This window comes from Chitinophaga sp. W2I13, from assembly GCF_050434005.1.
In the GTDB taxonomy this organism is placed as follows: domain Bacteria; phylum Bacteroidota; class Bacteroidia; order Chitinophagales; family Chitinophagaceae; genus Chitinophaga.
In genome coordinates this window covers 1,779,748-1,796,942 of sequence record NZ_JBNPWD010000001.1, presented here as the reverse complement: position 1 = coordinate 1,796,942, position 17,195 = coordinate 1,779,748, and the positions used below count along the sequence as shown (strand labels likewise).

Annotated in this window: 14 protein-coding genes; 6 read left to right on the top strand and 8 right to left on the bottom strand. The window is 46.3% G+C overall.

The genetic code is table 11. The features are described 5' to 3' along the window. Positions 1–85: 85 nt before the first annotated feature. Positions 86–2,212: an elongation factor G gene (locus tag QFZ48_RS07195; protein WP_429044605.1), complete on the top strand. Its 2,127-nt coding sequence runs from the start codon at positions 86–88 to the stop codon at positions 2,210–2,212. Between the two features lie 55 nt (positions 2,213–2,267). On the opposite strand, the gene QFZ48_RS07190 is transcribed toward QFZ48_RS07195, so the two are convergent. The 5 genes from QFZ48_RS07190 to ubiE all read right to left on the bottom strand — a co-directional run bounded on the left by QFZ48_RS07190 (position 2,268) and on the right by ubiE (position 8,174). Then, positions 2,268–3,806, bottom strand: a complete 1,539-nt coding sequence (locus QFZ48_RS07190) for a YifB family Mg chelatase-like AAA ATPase (protein WP_429061741.1) — start codon at positions 3,804–3,806, stop codon at positions 2,268–2,270. Between the two features lie 87 nt (positions 3,807–3,893). Then, positions 3,894–5,222: a MutS-related protein gene (locus tag QFZ48_RS07185; RefSeq protein ID WP_429044610.1), complete on the bottom strand. Its 1,329-nt coding sequence runs from the start codon at positions 5,220–5,222 to the stop codon at positions 3,894–3,896. A 124-nt stretch (positions 5,223–5,346) separates the two neighbouring features. Further along, positions 5,347–6,690, bottom strand: a complete 1,344-nt coding sequence (locus QFZ48_RS07180; RefSeq protein ID WP_429061739.1) for a dihydroorotase — start codon at positions 6,688–6,690, stop codon at positions 5,347–5,349. Between the two features lie 66 nt (positions 6,691–6,756). Beyond that, positions 6,757–7,455, bottom strand: coding sequence for a porin family protein (locus QFZ48_RS07175; RefSeq protein ID WP_429044613.1), 699 nt, complete (start codon positions 7,453–7,455; stop codon positions 6,757–6,759). Then, complete coding sequence (gene ubiE / locus QFZ48_RS07170; protein ID WP_370910931.1) at positions 7,428–8,174, bottom strand: bifunctional demethylmenaquinone methyltransferase/2-methoxy-6-polyprenyl-1,4-benzoquinol methylase UbiE; 747 nt, start codon at positions 8,172–8,174, stop codon at positions 7,428–7,430. Before ubiE ends, QFZ48_RS07175 begins: the two co-directional genes overlap by 28 nt. An 86-nt stretch (positions 8,175–8,260) precedes the next feature. Between ubiE and yihA the strand changes: the two genes are divergently transcribed. The 5 genes from yihA to QFZ48_RS07145 all read left to right on the top strand — a co-directional run bounded on the left by yihA (position 8,261) and on the right by QFZ48_RS07145 (position 15,581). Further along, positions 8,261–8,869: a ribosome biogenesis GTP-binding protein YihA/YsxC gene (yihA, locus tag QFZ48_RS07165; protein ID WP_429044616.1), complete on the top strand. Its 609-nt coding sequence runs from the start codon at positions 8,261–8,263 to the stop codon at positions 8,867–8,869. A gap of 117 nt (positions 8,870–8,986) precedes the next feature. Beyond that, positions 8,987–9,574, top strand: a complete 588-nt coding sequence (locus tag QFZ48_RS07160; protein WP_429044620.1) for an RNA polymerase sigma-70 factor — start codon at positions 8,987–8,989, stop codon at positions 9,572–9,574. Between the two features lie 73 nt (positions 9,575–9,647). Then, positions 9,648–10,625, top strand: coding sequence for a FecR family protein (locus tag QFZ48_RS07155; protein ID WP_429044623.1), 978 nt, complete (start codon positions 9,648–9,650; stop codon positions 10,623–10,625). 19 nt (positions 10,626–10,644) lie between these two features. Then, entirely contained in the window at positions 10,645–13,995 is a 3,351-nt protein-coding gene (locus tag QFZ48_RS07150) for a SusC/RagA family TonB-linked outer membrane protein (RefSeq protein WP_429061736.1), read from the top strand. 26 nt (positions 13,996–14,021) lie between these two features. Further along, positions 14,022–15,581: a SusD/RagB family nutrient-binding outer membrane lipoprotein gene (locus QFZ48_RS07145; RefSeq protein ID WP_429061734.1), complete on the top strand. Its 1,560-nt coding sequence runs from the start codon at positions 14,022–14,024 to the stop codon at positions 15,579–15,581. A 63-nt stretch (positions 15,582–15,644) separates the two neighbouring features. Here QFZ48_RS07145 and QFZ48_RS07140 read toward each other — a convergent pair whose 3' ends face one another. The 3 genes from QFZ48_RS07140 to QFZ48_RS07130 all read right to left on the bottom strand — a co-directional run bounded on the left by QFZ48_RS07140 (position 15,645) and on the right by QFZ48_RS07130 (position 17,157). Next, positions 15,645–16,019 carry a hypothetical protein gene (locus QFZ48_RS07140; protein ID WP_429061732.1) on the bottom strand — a complete coding sequence of 125 codons (375 nt, stop codon included), beginning with the start codon at positions 16,017–16,019 and terminating at the stop codon, positions 15,645–15,647. A gap of 37 nt (positions 16,020–16,056) precedes the next feature. Continuing rightward, positions 16,057–16,530 (bottom strand): hypothetical protein, encoded by a 474-nt coding sequence (locus tag QFZ48_RS07135; protein ID WP_429061730.1) that lies wholly within the window; start codon positions 16,528–16,530, stop codon positions 16,057–16,059. A 153-nt stretch (positions 16,531–16,683) separates the two neighbouring features. Then, positions 16,684–17,157, bottom strand: coding sequence for a ribonuclease H-like YkuK family protein (locus QFZ48_RS07130; RefSeq protein WP_079470056.1), 474 nt, complete (start codon positions 17,155–17,157; stop codon positions 16,684–16,686). Positions 17,158–17,195 lie beyond the last annotated feature (38 nt).

The window sequence follows — 17,195 nt, the reverse complement described above, 5'->3', positions numbered from 1 at the left end:
TATTTTAGTCAAAAAACGTTAACTTAATAGTAAGTTCTTTGTAAAGACACAGGTGAGTATCTATTATCTAAATAAATCTCCACATATGAAGACGTATGATGAAAAACACATCAAAAACATCGTACTGTTAGGTGCACCCAAAAGCGGCAAAACTACCCTCTCCGAAACCATGTTATTTGAAGCCGGCATCATCAGTAAACGAGGCTCAATTGAAGAGAAAAATACCGTGTCCGACTACCACGATATTGAGCACGAACGGGGAAACTCCGTATATGCCACCCTGTTGCACACCGAATGGAAAGATTATAAGATAAATATTATAGACACACCCGGACTGGAAGATTTTATCGGGGAAGTAATTGCAGCCATCCGCGTATCCGACACCGCTGTTCTCCTGCTCAATGCCCAGTATGGAGTGGAAGTAGGTACAGAACTGGTATGGGATTATGTGGACAAATACCGGAAACCCACCATATTGGCCGTTAACCAGCTGGATGCTGAACTGGCCAATTTTAATAAAACCGTGGAAGACGCCTCCCGGGTATTCGGTCAGCCTGTTACTATTATGCAGTACCCCGTAAATGCCGGCCCCGGATTCAATGCGATCATCGATCTCCTGAAAATGACCATGTACCGCTTTCCCGAAAAAGGCGGCAAACCCGAAAAACTTCCCATCCCCGACAGCGAAAAGGAAAGAGCCGACCAGCTGCACAACGAACTCGTGGAAAAAGCAGCAGAAAACGACGATACCCTCATGGAACTGTATTTTGAAAAAGGAAGCCTGGATGAAGATGAACTCCGGCAAGGCATCAAAATAGGCATGCTCAATCACCACGTATTCCCCCTGTTCTGTTTATCCGCCAAAAATAATATGGGCAGCGGCCGCCTCATGGGATTTATCGATAATGTAGCTCCCGGTGCAGCGGAAATGCCTGCCGAAGTTACTACCGGAGGTAAACCTGTTCCCTGTAATCCTGCTGGTCCGGCAGGATTATTTGTTTTTAAAACCTTACAGGAGCCGCATATCGGCAGGCTCACTTATTTTAAGGTAATGTCGGGAGAAGTAAAAGGCGGTATGGAGCTTATCAACGAACAGGGCAATACTACCGAGCGTATCAGCCAGCTGTTTATCGCAGACGGAAAGAACCGCAATAACATAGAGCGCCTGCAGGCCGGGGATATCGGTTGCACGCTTAAAATGAAAAGTACCCTCACCAATCATACACTGGCCGAAAAGAATTTCCCCGGGCAAATTGTTCCCATCGATTTTCCCGCCCCTAAAGTGAGGGTGGCCATTGAAGCAAAAAATAAAGGCGACGATGAAAAACTCAGCGAAGTGCTTGCGGAAATACACATGGAAGATCCAACCCTCCTAGTGGAGTTCAACCGCGAACTAAAACAGGTGATCCTCCACGGGCAGGGAGAACTGCACTTGCTGGTGACCAAATGGCGCCTTGAAAATATTTATAAAATGCAGGTGGCTTTTCACGCCGCCAAAATACCGTACCGCGAAACCATCCAAAAGCCTGCCCAGGCTTCCTATCGCCATAAAAAACAATCCGGTGGCGCCGGCCAGTTTGGAGAGGTATACATGAAAATAGAACCCTGGTACGAGGGTATGCCGCCCTACAAGGAACATACCGTGCGCGATTCGGAAGAAATAGCGCTGAACTGGGGCGGCAAACTGGTATTCAACAATTGTATCGTAGGCGGTGCTATCGACAACCGTTTCCTGCCATCTATCCTCAAAGGCGTGATGGAAAAAATGCAGGAAGGCCCGCTAACCGGATCATATGTACGCGATATACGTGTAAGCGTATACGATGGTAAAATGCATCCGGTAGACAGTAACGATATTTCCTTTAAAATAGCCGGTATGATGGCTTTTCGCGAAGCGTTCCACCAGGCCGCCCCGCAGTTGCTGGAACCGGTGTACGACCTGGAAGCCGTAGCCCCCGATGTTATGATGGGCGACATAATGAGCGAACTGCAAACACATCGCAGCATCATAACGGGAATGGATACACTGAATGGTTACCAGGTGATCAAAGCACGCACCCCACAGGCAGAAATAGATAAACTGTTTGCTGCACTGCGCAATGTTACCCAGGGCAAAGCCAAGCTGAAATCCCAGTTTGCGGAATATGCACCCGTTCCTGCTGAGATGCAGCGTAAGCTGAGCGAAAGTTATAAGGAAGACCTGGGCGTTTAACGGAATAATGTGTGCGCCACCATCGTTACCGCTGGCAGCGGCCATTGATCCATGCTCAGTTCCCCCAGTTTTCTCTGTCTAAACTCCTGAACTGTATGGCCTCCGCCATATGTGCAGGTTCTACACTGTGACTGCCTTCCAGATCGGCTATCGTTCTGCTTACTTTCAGTATCCGGTCGTATGCACGTGCGGAGAGCTTTAGTTTTTGCATCGCCTGCCCCAGCTGCTCCCTGCATTTATCACTGATAACGCATACCGTGGCCAGCAACCGGCTATGCATTTGTGCATTGCAATACACGCCGTCATGACCGGCAAACCGCTTTGCCTGGATCGCCCTCGCAGCAATCACACGGTTACGTATATACGTACTTTTCTCCGCCGCACTGGAGGACGACAGGTCCGCAAATTTTACCGGCGTTACTTCTACGTGCAGGTCTATACGATCCAGCAGCGGACCGGATACCTTATTCAGGTATTCCTGTACCTGCCCGGGCGCACAGGAACATTCTTTTTCGGGATGGTTGAAATACCCGCACGGACAGGGATTCATAGACGCCAGCAACATAAAGCTGGCTGGAAAGTCGATGGCTGTTCTGGCACGGGAAATAGTCACTCTTCTTTCTTCTACCGGCTGCCGCATCACCTCCAGCACCTTGCGTTTAAACTCCGGCAGTTCGTCCAGGAATAATACGCCGTGATGCGCCAGTGAAATTTCTCCCGGCTGGGGAATGCTGCCACCACCCACCAATGCCGCATCACTGATGGTATGATGCGGAGAACGGAACGGGCGGTGCGTGATCAGCGAAGTGTGCTCGGGGAGCTTCCCTGCCACAGAATGGATTTTAGTGGTTTCCAACGCCTCCTGCAATGTGAGCGGTGGAAGGATGGTGGGCAAACGTTTTGCCAGCATAGTTTTTCCTGCTCCCGGCGGACCAATCAATATGGCATTATGCCCACCAGCGGCGGCTATTTCAAGGGCGCGTTTAATATGCTGTTGCCCTTTTACTTCGCTGAAATCAATGCCCCAATGGTCCTGCGTGGCGTAAAATTCGTCACGGACAGCCGTTACAGGTATGAGGCAATCCGGGTCATTTAAAAAATTAATGGCCTCCGAAATGTGAGCAATGCCATACACTTTCAAACCACTAACCATGGCGGCTTCCAGCGCATTCTGTTTGGGCAGTATAAAGCCGCTGAAACCATCTTTCAGTGCCTGCATGGCCATTGGCAGCGCACCTTTGATCGGTTGAATGGTACCATCCAGCGACAACTCGCCCATCATCAGGTAATGCTCAAGATGAACGGGAGAGGCCTGCCCGGAGGCAGCAATAATACCCGCGGCAATGGGCAGGTCATACGCAGCGCCGGCCTTGCGGATAGCGGCGGGCGCCATATTTACCACTGTGCGTGTTCTGGGCATACGCAGGCCCATGCACTGAATAGTGGATTCAATACGCCGCTCGCTTTCCTTTACCGCATTATCTGGTAGTCCTACTATAAATAATTTGTTGCCTTTGGAAGATACATTTACCTCTATGGTAATGGTGATGGCATTTACGCCGAGGATGGCGCTGCCGTAGGTTTTAACAATCATATCGATATCTGGGTTAACAGATACGAATATAAGCATTTAACTGCTGGAAACATCGTTACATCGCCCGCAGTTAAATGCTTTCCTTTTTTATTTTATCTGCGTAAGCAGATCCAGTACCTTCTCCCTTTTCAGGATCAGGTAACCTATTTTTTCTTTGGCAATTCCATCTTTGAGCAGGTAGGTGAAATGCAGGTCGTCGTCAATAACGGTAGATTCAAAATATTTAAACTGGATACGTTTTTCTGTGCTCAGTTCATCCGCCACTTCATAAAGGTGAGTAGAAAGGATAAACAGGCAGTTGGTACTTTTCAAAAATCCCCGGATCACTGCCAGCGAGCAGTTTCTGGCATCTTCCACATTGGTGCCTTTAAACATTTCGTCGATCAGCACCAGCCAGTTTTTACCATTGCTGATTTGCAGGATAGTGTTTTTAATACGCTGTACTTCGCTATAGAAATAACTTTCTCCCTTAAAAATATTATCCTGTACCTGGATGTTACTGAAGATGCCGTGAAAGAAGCTCAGCTCCATATTTTCAGCGGGCACGCCCATGCCTATATGTGCCAGGAATACGGCTACGCCAACGGCTTTGATAAAGGTGGTTTTGCCGGCCATATTGGCACCTGTAAGGAACATGAAATGAGCTGCTTCATCCAGTTTTACATCATAAGCCACCGGCTCAGGAAGGATGATATGATAGAGTTGTGTGGCTTTAATAACAGGTGTGGTGCCGCCGGAGAAAACCGGGAACTGCAGGTTATAGTGCTTCATGGCTTTGGCCATCGCATAGTACGCATCCAGCTGCTGGTAAAGGGTTACCAGCTCCTGAATTACTTTTCTGTGTCGCTTCCGGATATAATTATCATAACGAAGGATCTCCACAAAGTTCAGTTTTCCCTCTTCATCTGCCTTTAAAATTTCATAGAACTCTTTTTTGGCAAGTAACTGTTGCGCCCTGTCCAGCAACACTTTCAGCACTGTTGGGGTCTCGTTTGAATTGAAAACGTTGATAAACGAACGAAATCCTTTCAGTAATATCACCAGTTGTGTAAACGAAAATTTGATATAGCCATAATCAGGCGCATACAGCGTTTTGTTGAGTGCTGCATGAAGATATAAGGCAAGTCCTTCTGTGCTGGAAATAGGTTCGATCTGGGCATCCATGTAATTCTCCACCACTACAATGGTACCGTTGGAAATAATGGAAGGCCAGTTGCTTTCCTGTTCCAGTATATATTGCAATGCACGCTGCCGGTTCTTAATAGTGTTGATATCGGATAATGGATTGCTGTATAGCTGCCGCAGGTATTCACGGCCGCCTGCAGTGGTAGTAAAATCGAGGCGGTGGAACAGGGAAAATTCTTCGTCGCGGTTAAAGATAGACAGGTCGTAGTAGGATGTTTTGTCCAGTTGCATGCAGCATCTTTTTGGTGAATATACGGTGGAAGATGCAAGGATAGAAAAATTCCATAAGAATTGAAAGGCTGTACCGGCATTTCCGTAAATGCAGCGGCTGCCGCTGCATTTACGGAGGCAAAAACTACCGGCTGAAAGCCAGTCGCTGACCCAATACGTTCTCATTAAAAACGCCATCCGCATAAGCGAGGTGTCCGCTTACAAAGGTATGCGTAACGGCCGCCAGGAAGGTATGGCCTTCAAACGGGCTCCAGGCGCATTTATAATATATGTTTTCTTTATTTACGTTCGTCTGGTGCTGCAGGTCTACGATTACGCAGTCGGCATAATACCCTTCTCTCAAAAATCCTCTTTCCTTTATCTGGAAACAGATAGCGGGAGCATGGCTCATCTTTTCCACTACTTTTTCCAGGGTGATGTTTCCCTTCTTTACATATTCCAGCATTAGCAGGAGGCTGTGTTGCACCAGTGGAACACCGGACGGCGCCTGCAGGTAAGACAGTTGTTTTTCTTCCCAGGTATGCGGTGCATGGTCGGTGGCAATGATATCCAGCCGGTCGTCCAGGAGTCCCTGCCAGAGCGCGGTTTTGTTTTCCGGCGCTTTAATGGCCGGGTTGCATTTGATCAGGTTGCCGTATTGTGCGTAGTCATCGGCCGTAAAATGAAGATGGTGTACACACACTTCCGCCGTAATCCTTTTTTCTGCCAGCGGCAGCATATTGCTGAACAGCTGAAGCTCCCTCGCCGTGGAGATGTGCAGGATATGCAGGCGGGCATTGTGTTTCTGCGCAAACTGTATGGCTACCAGGGATGATTCAAAACAGGCTTCCACATCGCGTATCAACGGATGATCCGCAGCGGTGAGGCGATCTCCTTTTTCCCGTTGAAACGCCTCCATATTGGCGCGAATGATCTTTTCATCTTCGCAATGGGTGGCAATCAGCAGTTCGCTGTTGGAAAACACCGTTTCCAGGGTGAGATAATTATCTACCAGCATATTCCCGGTAGAAGATCCCATGAATATTTTCACGCCGCAAACGCTTTCTTTTTTGGCGTTTGTTTTCAGTATTTCTTCCACATTGTCATTGGCAGCCCCCATAAAGAAGGAGTAATTGGCCAGTGAATGATGTTGTGCAATGGTGTATTTGTCTTCGAGTAGTTCCTGGGTGAGCGCGGCCGGTTTGGTATTGGGCATTTCCATAAAACTGGTGGTACCGCCGGCTACCGCAGCGCGTGCTTCGGAATAAATGGTGGCTTTGTGGGTTAAGCCGGGCTCCCGGAAGTGTACCTGGTCGTCTATAACGCCTGGCAGCAGGTGCTTACCTTCCCCGTTAATTTCCGTGTAATTACCGCTGATAGTGATATTAGGCGCTATTTTTTCAATGCGGTGGTCTTTGATCCATACATCCTGTACCGTGGTGCGCCCTTCGTTTACCACGGCTATATTCCTGATGAGGTAATTTTGCATGGCGCAAAGGTAAAAAAATCAGCGTAATGATGGTTAATCGGTGTGGTTGGGAGGCAATCTCTCCGGTTACCCTTCCAGGTGAATCGAAAACACAATCATCCTCGACTGTAATTTTTCCACCACATTGGAATATCGCAGGTTAGGGTCTTTCACATGCACATTGCCAAAACCATTGCTGATCTTAAACTCCGGGGCAAAGATGAAGCTCTCGAAATAAAACTCAAAGCCAGCGCCGGCTTCATAACCGTAGTCGCTCTTTTTGATCTTTACCAGGTCCTCTGCTCTGCGCAGGCGTGCGTTGGAGGCAAGGTCATAGTCATATTTAAGGCCCGCAATGGTATAAACGCGCATATTGCCGATGCGGTCCGATTTAAACTTAATCTGCAGCGGGAAGCTCAGTAATATCGACTCAATCTTCTTGTCAGTATCCTGTGGCTTGGGATAAGTTTCGCGGTAGTAAAGGTTTTTGGATGCAAAAATGAGCTGCGGGTTAAAGCGAAGGTCAAAATGCTCACTGAGCCTGGCATTGGCCAGCAGTCCCAGGTTGAATCCCATGGTTTTCAGCGGTTCCGCTACCATAATAGAATCATCGGCCAGGAAGGCAGGAGAATGCTCCAGTTTGAAATACGACTGGTTTGCCGCCAGCGTAATACCAAAGTAATAGGGTTTTGCATCGTGTTCCAACATATTCATCTGGGTTTGCGCCCTTGCAGGAAGCACTCCGAATACAATGAATATCAGCGCGTAGCGCAGTAAATGGAACATATGCCGAATGTTAGCGTTTTGCATGTAACGGCCTGGAAACGGGTGTTGGTTAAAATAGTTCGCATTGCTTCACCCTGCGGAAACGCTTTCACAGATTCCGGCAGATAACTATAAGCCGCCTGGCTTTTAGCTATCCATTTCCCGATCAGCGGTGTGATATAACGAAAATACGAATTATATAATTGTTTAATAGGAAAAACTGTGGGATTCGAAAACTCCAGTATCACCAACTTGCCTCCTGGCTTCAACACACGATACATCTCAGACAGCCCCTTTTCCAGGTGCTCAAAATTACGCACACCGAATGCCACTGTTATGGCATCAAACGTTTGGTCGGGAAAACTTATTGTCTCACTATCGCCCGTTTGCAGGGTAATTTTATCGCCTAACCCCGCTTTCAGGATCTTTTCACGGCCATGACTCAACATCCCTTCAGAAATATCAATGCCCACAATTTTGTCGGGATGAAGACGCTTTTCCGCCATTATAGCAAAGTCGCCCGTGCCGGTAGCCACGTCCAACATGAGTTTGGGCTGAAGCGATTTCAAATACCCCAGGGCTTTTTTACGCCATATAATGTCGATCCCCAGCGACATAAAGTGATTAAGAAAGTCGTAGCGGTAAGCAATATCATCAAACATGGTCGCTATCTGCTCCTTCTTGCTTAATTTTGACCCTTCAAAGGGAACGATCTTCTGAACATTTGCATTTTCTGACATAGTGCGCAAAGTTAAAGAAATGTAGTCATGTGACAGTATGCAAAAACAGGGATACGGGATTTTTAATGGAACAAAGCAATATCATTATGGTTATTAAGTCAGCAGAATATCTTATCAGTAGTCCCGATTGGGAAAAATGCCCCAATCCCATATGGCCGGAATACGCATTCATCGGCCGGTCGAACGTAGGTAAGTCTTCTTTGATCAATATTCTGGCTAATAATGAAAAATTAGCCAAAACGTCGGGAACCCCCGGTAAAACACAGCTGATTAATCATTTTGCCATCAATAACGCCTGGTACCTCGTGGATCTGCCCGGCTACGGATTCGCTAAAAGAAGCTTGTCGCAACGCCGCCAATGGGAACAGATGATCGAAAATTACCTGCGCAAACGGCCCAACCTCGTCAGCGTATTTGTACTCATCGACAGCCGCCATCAGCCACAGAAAATCGACATCGATTTTATTACCAAACTGGGAGAATGGAATATCCCTTTCAGCCTGGTATTCACCAAAGCAGATAAAAGTACCCAGGCAGAAGTCAGCAAAAACGTAAAATCTTTTCTCAATAAAATGAGGGAAACCTGGCAGTTCCTGCCCCCCAACTTCGTTACATCTACCGTAAAGAAATCCGGCCGGGATGCCATCCTCAACTATATCGATGAACTCAACGCACAATTCCGGGCCATCGCCTGATCCGCTGCATCATCTTTTCTGCACACTATTATTACCTCAGTAATCTGGGGTAATTTTTTATTTTTATTTGTTTATCTTAATCAGTGATGGCATTTTTTTACCCAAATACTTGTTGGAATGCTGGATGCAACAGATGAAATACTGTGTAAAAAGATAATAGCGCAGGATGAGGAAGCGTTCAGGGTACTGTATGAAAAATACCGGGATCATATTTATGGCTACACCCTGAAACTCTGCGGCCTGCCGGAAGTAGCATCCGACGCCGTTCAGGAAGTATTTATGAAGATATGGGTAAAAAGAGATACCCTGAATCCCGGATTATCTCTCAAAGCCTACCTGTACACCACCACCCGAAACTATGTATTCGATTACCTGAGAAAGGCGGTGCATGATCAGAAATTCCGCGAATATTTTCTGCAGATGTATACAGAAGATACCGGCGCTATGGACGACATGCTCTACACCCGGCAGCTGGAAACCATTAAAATGAATGCCATCGCCCAGTTACCTGCACAACGGCAGCTGATTTTCAGAATGAGCAAAGTACAGGGCTGTTCCAACCAGGAAATAGCCGATCAGCTGGGCATCTCTGTCAACACCGTGAGAGACCAGCTCGTAAAGGCTTCCCGCTTTGTAAGGCACTACCTTTATCAACATGCCGATATCTCTGTTATTATTGCCGCCTTTTGCCATATCCTTCGCTGAGAAAAAAATATTTTTAAGTCCGGTCGTCTTTTAAATCCGCCCGATCGTACTATTGTTATGTCAACCAGGAACAATGGAAGAAAATAAGGAACGGATCACTGCTCTCTTTATTAAATTAACGGAAAGGAAATGTACACAGGAAGAGCGTTTGGAGCTCCTCGCCTGGTTACAGGATCATCCATCGCCGGAGTATTTGCCTGCGGTGGAAGAGTTGTTGCTGCAGCAAAACTGGCCCGCAATGCCGGCGGATAGGGCCGGTCAGGTTTTTGCCGCCATCCTGCAACATACACCGTCCAAACCGGTGATCCCACTATGGAAAAGAACCGGCTTCAGAGTGGCGGCAGCCCTGGTACCACTCATTGGCCTGGCTACCCTGTTGTTATTTTTTTACAGAGATAAAAATGATAAACGCCATTTTGTAAACAACACCCGCCAGGTGCAAACCTTCCGGCTGGAAGATGGTACGGTGATCAGTCTCAATCAACGCAGCAGCCTCACCGTAAACACATCTCCCCGTAAAAATCAGCCCAGGGAAGCATGGCTGAAAGGAGAAGCTTTTTTTACAGTGATCCACCAGGCAGCAATGCCCTTTGTTGTGCACACGGAAAACGGCGTGGATGTAAACGTACTGGGCACTGCCTTTAATGTAAATACGGCAAATGGAAACGCAGTGGTAGTGCTGAACGAAGGACGCGTGAAAGTCAACGCCGGCGCCGGCATCCTGTTGCTCAGTCCCGGCGAAATGGCCAGCTATAATGCGGTCACTAAAATGCTCACCAGGCAAAAGGTAGATACCTTGTTCCAGACATCCTGGAAATACAACCTGCTCGCATTCAAAAGTGAACCACTGAAAATAGTGATGCAAAAACTTGGGGAACAATATGATTATGAAATAGTATTTGACCAGGAAAGAACCGGGGAACTGCTGTTTACAGGCTATCTCCCGTCCGATAACCTGCAGCAGGCCATTATTACGATAGAAGAATCCTTTAATTTACAATTTACTTTACAACACAAGACTATTCGGGTGAACAACAAAAAAATCCTTTAGAGACAACCAAAATTCAGTTATGAAAAAATTTAAATCAATCAGTTTCCAACTGGTAATGGTTACCGCTTTGCTATGCTGTTTGCAATGGTCAAAAGCACAGATACTAAAAGCAGCAACCCGCGAAAACAAGGTAACCACTGTGCCGCTTATTTCGGTGATCAATGAACTGGAAGCAAAGTTCGATGTCCGCTTCAGTTACAACACCAACCTGCTGAAAGGGAAAAATATTCTACTGCAGAATACGGACATTTTTCAGGCAGATAACATTGAGAACAATCTCAATAAATGCATCGCACCATTAGGATTAGTATGCCGCAGAATCAATGGAAAGCTTTATGTGGTAAAAGCAGAAGATGCTGCCAATACCAGGTCTGTAATGGCTGCCGCCGGCAACATTGCACCACAACAAAACATCAGGGGATCTGTAAAGGACTCCACCGGTAATGCCTTACCAGGCGTGATTATCCAGGTGAAAGGCTCCTCCAAGGCTACGATGACGGACAAAGACGGGAACTTCACCCTCGATAACGTAAAAGATGGCGATGTTCTTTTATTCAGCTTCATCGGCTACACACCAAAAGAATACACCATTAAAGGGGAACAAACCATTAACATCGTTCTCATCGATCAGGCCATCAGCATCGACCAGGTGGTAGTAACCGCCCTCGGTATCAAACGCCAGGAAAAAGCCCTGGGATACGCCGTACAACGAGTAAAAGGCGAGGCCGTACAAACGGTAAAAGGAGTGGACCTGGCCACTTCCCTCACCGGCCAGGTATCCGGTCTGGTTATTAAAAACTCCACCGAGTTTTTTGCTAAACCCGCTATTGAGTTAAGAGGGGAAGGTACCTTGCTGGTGGTAGATGGGGTGCCGTATGGCAACATGTCGTTACGCGATATCCCTACCGATGATATCGAAAGCCTGGATATCCTGAAAGGTCCTACTGCATCCGCATTGTACGGCTCCAGGGCTGCCGGCGGCGTGATCCTCATCACCACTAAAAAAGGAACCGGCGAAGCCCTGTCTGTAAACGTGAACAGCAACACCATGATCCAGAGCGGTTTCCTGGCCATTCCAAAAACACAAACTTCGTACGGCCGTGGACAAAACGGAAAAATTGACAACGATTATGTATGGGGCCCCCGGCTGGATGCAGGCAACACTGCAAGGGACTGGAACCCGGTCACCAAACAGTTTGAGGATAACCGGCCACTGAATTCGGTAGGAAAAAATAACCTGAAGAATTTTATGGAACTAGGCGTAATCACCAATAATAATATCAACGTATCACAAAGTGGGAAATACGGCAGTTTCCGCGCTTCCCTGAACCATATTTATAACAAAGGACAGTTTCCTAATGCGAAACTGAATATGTATAACTTCACTCTCGGCGGTGAGCTCAAGGCGACAGAGAAATTCAGCCTCGAAGGGCACATGGGCGTAAGCAAAAGAATGGCGCCACAGGTATGGGGCACCGGCTATGGTAACCAGGGATACATTTACCAGCTAACCATGTGGACAGGCCCCGAATATGATATCCGCCAGTACCGTGATTACTGGAAGACACCCAATCAAACACAAAACTGGATGTACACCAACTGGTATGATAATCCTTACTTGATTGCCTACGAGAAATTAAATGCGATCCAGCAAAATACCACTAACGCAAGTCTCACCGCTAACTATAAATTTTCCCCTGACCTTAGCCTGTTGGTGCGTATCGGCTATGATGTGTATCATAATAAAGAAACCTTTACCAATCCAACGGCTAATATCTACTCCACCCGCGGCGGATGGAATGCCAGGGGCCTGTACAGCATCAACAACACCTGGGGCTGGAGTACCAATGACGACGCCATGCTCAGCTACAGTAAAAAAGCAGGCGATTGGAACTTCGAAGCAATGGTGGGCGGAACAATTTATTATTGGGTAGACGAAGGACTGAAAGCTTCCACCAAAAACGGGTTAACAAGCCCGACTTTCTTTTCGCTTAATGGCTCCGTAGAACCGCCTACATTCACACCTGCCTATAGCAGCAGACAGGTAAACAGTTTGTATGGAAGGGCTGCTGTAAGCTGGAGAAATACCGTGTTTATTGATGCTACCGGCCGTAACGACTGGAACTCCGCACAACCGGAAGAAAACAGGGCGTATTTTTATCCTTCCATCGGTTCCAGTGTAGTATTGTCCGAGTTATTCAAAATGCCTGCATTTACAGATATGTGGAAAATCCGGGGCTCCTGGGCTACCTTTAAAACACCCGCAGGCGTATATGATATCAACCGTCTCTATACTACCACTACCGGCGCGTGGAACGGCGCCAACTCCGCGAGCTACCCCAGTAACCTGCTGGGAGTTAACCTGCTGCCAAGTTCACAGCGTACCTGGGAAATTGGTACTGCCGCTTACCTGTTCAAAAAACGTTTGAATATCGACGTTGCTTACTTCAATAAATACTATTACAACCAGCAAACTTCTGTATCTATTCCCGGCTCCTCCGGATTCCTGAACACCCTGGTAAATACTGCCGAAACCTATGTAAGAAAAGGACTGGAAATTACGCTCGGCGGAACGGTATTAAAGAAAAAGAATTTCCAATGGGGATCCACCATCAACTGGTCTAACCAGCACCGCTACTATGTAAACCTCGATCCGGTGTACTCTGCGCAAAATCCCTGGGTGAAGAAAAAAGAAAGACTCGATACCTATACAGATTACTATTGGCTGAGAGACCCCGATGGCAATGTAATCCACAACAACGGCTATCCCGTGGAAAGCGATTACCAAAAAAAATATGGTTACAGTGATCCCAGTTTCAGTTTTGGTTTTATCAATACCTTCTCCTATAAAAATTTTACGGCATCACTTAATATCGATGGCCGCGTTGGCGGGGTGATGTATAACTATATCTACGATAAGATGTGGGATTCCGGTACCAATCCCGAATCTGATAACCAATACCGCTACGATGAAGTAGTGAACGGCCTCACCAATTATGTAGGACAAGGCGTAAAAGTACTCTCCGGAAGTGTTTCCTACGACAACTTTGGCAACATCACCAGCGATACCCGCAAGTATGCGGTGAATGATACAGAAGTATCTTACCAAAACTACGCGCAAAATTTCAGGGGAGGCGATTACGGCATACAAAAGAAAACATTTGTAAAGGTGCGTGAAATATCTGTCGGATACCGGTTTCCTGCCACCATGCTGGCAAAGAGCGGTATAAAAAATGCATCTGTTTCTTTAACTGCACAGAACCTGTTCCTGTTTACAAACTTCAAATTTTCAGATCCCGATGTGGATGATGAAAACCTGAATTCACCATCTCAACGGATGCTGGGAGTTAATTTCAAAGTAGGGTTCTGATATCTTTCACCATCAAAGAAAATCTCATGAAACACAAATCACTGAAATATATATTATCCGTATCTCTTACTGCCGCAATGGTAACAGGCTGCTCAAAATTTGATAAAATCAATACCAACCCAAATAAAACTACACAGGTGAGTTCCGCCATGCTGGCCACCAATATGATCCTGAGTATTACCAGGTCGGATATCAGTACCGCCAAAAGTTTTATGCAGCCTTATCTGCTGGGTAAATATCTTACCTGGGGAGAAGGACAGGAAAATTTCCAGTATAATAAATTCGGAAGAGCCAGTTTTAACAGGATCGCATTATTGCGTAATGTGCCGCCCATGATAGGCTATGCACCTGATGAAGAACTCCGGAAATCATACAATGCACTGGGACATTTTATAAGAGCCTGGCAATTTTTTCAAAGCACTATACAGGTAGGCGATATTCCCTACTCACAGGCGGTGAAAGGAGAATCAGAAAACGTTATCCAACCTGGCTACGATACGCAGAAGGCAGTATTTCTCGGCATACTCAATGAATTGGATAGCGCCAATCTTCTTTTTGCAGCAGGGAAAGATTTTAGCGGTGATCCGGTGTATAACGGCAAAGTGGATAACTGGCGCCGGCTGACCAACAGTTTTGAACTGCATGTGCTGATGAACCTGTACAGGAAAACAGGTGATGCGGATCTGAAAGTAGTGGAGCGGTTTAAAGAGATAGTTGCCAACAGGCCTTTAATGCGTTCTTATGCTGATAATTTTGCTCTTACCTATACGGCAGCAGCAGGCCAGAATTACCCTTGGTCCGATGTGCCGGCGGGCTCCGGCAACTCTTTTGTAAAGTCAAATTACACCATGTTGTCAGCCACGCTGATAGATCCGCTGAAAACATTGCACGATCGTCGTTTGTTTTACTATGCAAAGCCCTCACCGGTAAAAATTGCAGCCGGTAAAACAGCGGATGATTATGACGCTTATGTAGGTGCGGAGCCTTCTGATGCATTCCCCGCACTGCAATCTATACGCCTGTCAAAAGATTATTCCGACCTGAACAGCCGTTACGTAAACATGGTGAATGCAGAACCGGTAAGCGTTTTCAGCTACTCGGAATTACAGTTTGTATTGGCAGAAGCAGCCCTGCGGGGATGGATCACCGGTACGCCGGCGCAAAGTTATTATGCGGCAGGTATTACCAATTCCATGAAATTCACCGCCGCCTATACACCGGACATAGAAGATTATCACCACAACATGAAAATGGATGATAGTTATATTCAGTCGTATGTAGCATCGGTAGTACTCACTGGCAGCATGCAGCAACAGTTATCGCAGATTATTACACAAAAGTATCTCGCGGGGTTCCTGCAGGGCTCTAATTATAACGCGTGGTATGAGCAACGGAGAACAGGATATCCCGTATTCAAGTTGAATGCTACCACCAACCTGAATACACCTGCTACACAGTTTCCGGTAAGATGGCTTTATCCTGATAATGAACTGAGTTATAACAATGCGAACCTCAACGAGGCCATACAGCGGCAGTTTAGCGGCAGTGATAATGTGAATAGCGTGATGTGGTTATTGAAAGATTAAAGTATAAAGCGGGGATGAAAGCGATATTCGTTTTCATCCCCCTGCTTAATAATAATTGCTGCATTAATAGGCTACCTTGCCGTAAGTCATTGTGCAGGCATCAGAAATGTTACCGGTCAGAATTATTGCATTGCTCGTAAAAGTGACAAAGAATTCATTGCTTTTCCCTATTGTCAGTACATTTTGATTGTTAACCTGTTTAAGGTGGAACGTATCGGCGGTTTCTCTTACGCCATCAACAAATAATTCGTATTGTTTGCCCTTGAAAATTATTTCCTGCTTATTGGTAACAGATGCGCCTTGCCCACTGAAACATCCTTCCACCTTTGCCAGCCGCCATTTCCCTTCTATAGAAGTAAGCAGGGGAGCATCTTTCTTTTTACAGGCAGAAAAAGCAGGTATTAAAAACAGGACAATGAGGGAATAATAAATTTTCATAACGGGGGATTAATTTAATAATTTATAGATGGTATGATCAGTTAAATATTTTATTGTTGATGATCGTTTGATTGATCTTGTTCTCGAATTCCACGAAGTAGGCGGGAGCGGGACCACCGGGTATATCTAAATAAATGGCGGTAGTGTCTGTTGGATTTTTTTGTACATATATAAATGCCCGGAAGATGCCATCTGCTGCCCCACGTGATGAGTAAGTATTAGGATCGGCTTTTATAGCTGCCCGGGGAAAGTTGGTGAGATAAGGTTTCAGGCTATCTTGCACGTTATTTGGTAATTTCCTTGTACTTTTTTCACTATTTTTTTGAGTAATAGTATAGCTGCCATCTGCAGTGATCTGTAGCGTTTTGAATTCGGCGTTGGGAATGCTCGAGCCTGCGTCATACACAAACAACGACGTAGTATCGGGAGCTTCCACTTTGTCTTTTTTACAGGAAAGAACGCAGAGGCACGCCAGCAACAGTATGGCTGCCAATGATTTTGGTAGTGTCATATAGGAGGCTGTTTTATTGAAAGTATAGCGTAGAAACCAGGAAAAAGTTACAACAGAAGGAGGGATTGTATAGCTCGATAAGGGGAGAAAATGCCACCTGACGTGGCAACACGTCATAAAAAATCTGAGAGAGGTACAAAAAAAAGAGGCGCCTTAGTTCACTATTTTGTTAGCGCAACTGCTGCTGGCAAAGGCTTCCGGTTTGGCTTTAAAGGCAAAGCCCATACCCAGGATATAGCCCATTGCTTCCCGCAAGGCCAGGTTGCTTTTGAACTGAGGGTTCGTATTGATGTCTGCATGCACTTCCATGTCTACATCATATTCTGTAAACAGGTCGCACAATTCATACGCAATTTCAATACTCTTCGCTACTTCTACCAGCATGCGCTCTTTGATAGAATAGCGGTCTTTTGTTTTTTCATTGTGAATAAACATAAATCCGCCGTGGCCTTCCCGCAGGAATACTATCACCGTAGCGAATTCCGTATCTACTCCTTTTACCTGGGAATCAGTACCAATGCACACTTTCAGGCGAAACCCCTTTGCGGTTTCACGAACGATGGCTTGTCTTACTTCTTCCTTTACCGGAAGGTGGATAACCTCTCCATTAAATCTTCTCCATTGCATACATGTATAATTAAGGGTGAACATGCGTATTTGGGTTA

Bases quoted from the DNA above. Each gene is read 5' to 3' on its own strand.
- QFZ48_RS07175 (WP_429044613.1), bottom strand. From the start codon at position 7,455: ATGTTCCATTTACTGCGCTACGCGCTGATATTCATTGTATTCGGAGTG.
- QFZ48_RS07160 (WP_429044620.1), top strand. From the start codon at position 8,987: ATGCTGGATGCAACAGATGAAATACTGTGTAAAAAGATAATAGCGCAG.
- QFZ48_RS07135 (WP_429061730.1), bottom strand. From the start codon at position 16,530: ATGACACTACCAAAATCATTGGCAGCCATACTGTTGCTGGCGTGCCTC.
- QFZ48_RS07195 (WP_429044605.1), top strand. From the start codon at position 86: ATGAAGACGTATGATGAAAAACACATCAAAAACATCGTACTGTTAGGT.
- QFZ48_RS07145 (WP_429061734.1), top strand. From the start codon at position 14,022: ATGAAACACAAATCACTGAAATATATATTATCCGTATCTCTTACTGCC.
- QFZ48_RS07190 (WP_429061741.1), bottom strand. From the start codon at position 3,806: ATGATTGTTAAAACCTACGGCAGCGCCATCCTCGGCGTAAATGCCATC.
- yihA (WP_429044616.1), top strand. From the start codon at position 8,261: ATGGTTATTAAGTCAGCAGAATATCTTATCAGTAGTCCCGATTGGGAA.
- QFZ48_RS07155 (WP_429044623.1), top strand. From the start codon at position 9,648: ATGGAAGAAAATAAGGAACGGATCACTGCTCTCTTTATTAAATTAACG.
- QFZ48_RS07140 (WP_429061732.1), bottom strand. From the start codon at position 16,019: ATGAAAATTTATTATTCCCTCATTGTCCTGTTTTTAATACCTGCTTTT.
- QFZ48_RS07150 (WP_429061736.1), top strand. From the start codon at position 10,645: ATGAAAAAATTTAAATCAATCAGTTTCCAACTGGTAATGGTTACCGCT.
- QFZ48_RS07185 (WP_429044610.1), bottom strand. From the start codon at position 5,222: ATGCAACTGGACAAAACATCCTACTACGACCTGTCTATCTTTAACCGC.
- QFZ48_RS07180 (WP_429061739.1), bottom strand. From the start codon at position 6,690: ATGCAAAATTACCTCATCAGGAATATAGCCGTGGTAAACGAAGGGCGC.
- ubiE (WP_370910931.1), bottom strand. From the start codon at position 8,174: ATGTCAGAAAATGCAAATGTTCAGAAGATCGTTCCCTTTGAAGGGTCA.
- QFZ48_RS07130 (WP_079470056.1), bottom strand. From the start codon at position 17,157: ATGCAATGGAGAAGATTTAATGGAGAGGTTATCCACCTTCCGGTAAAG.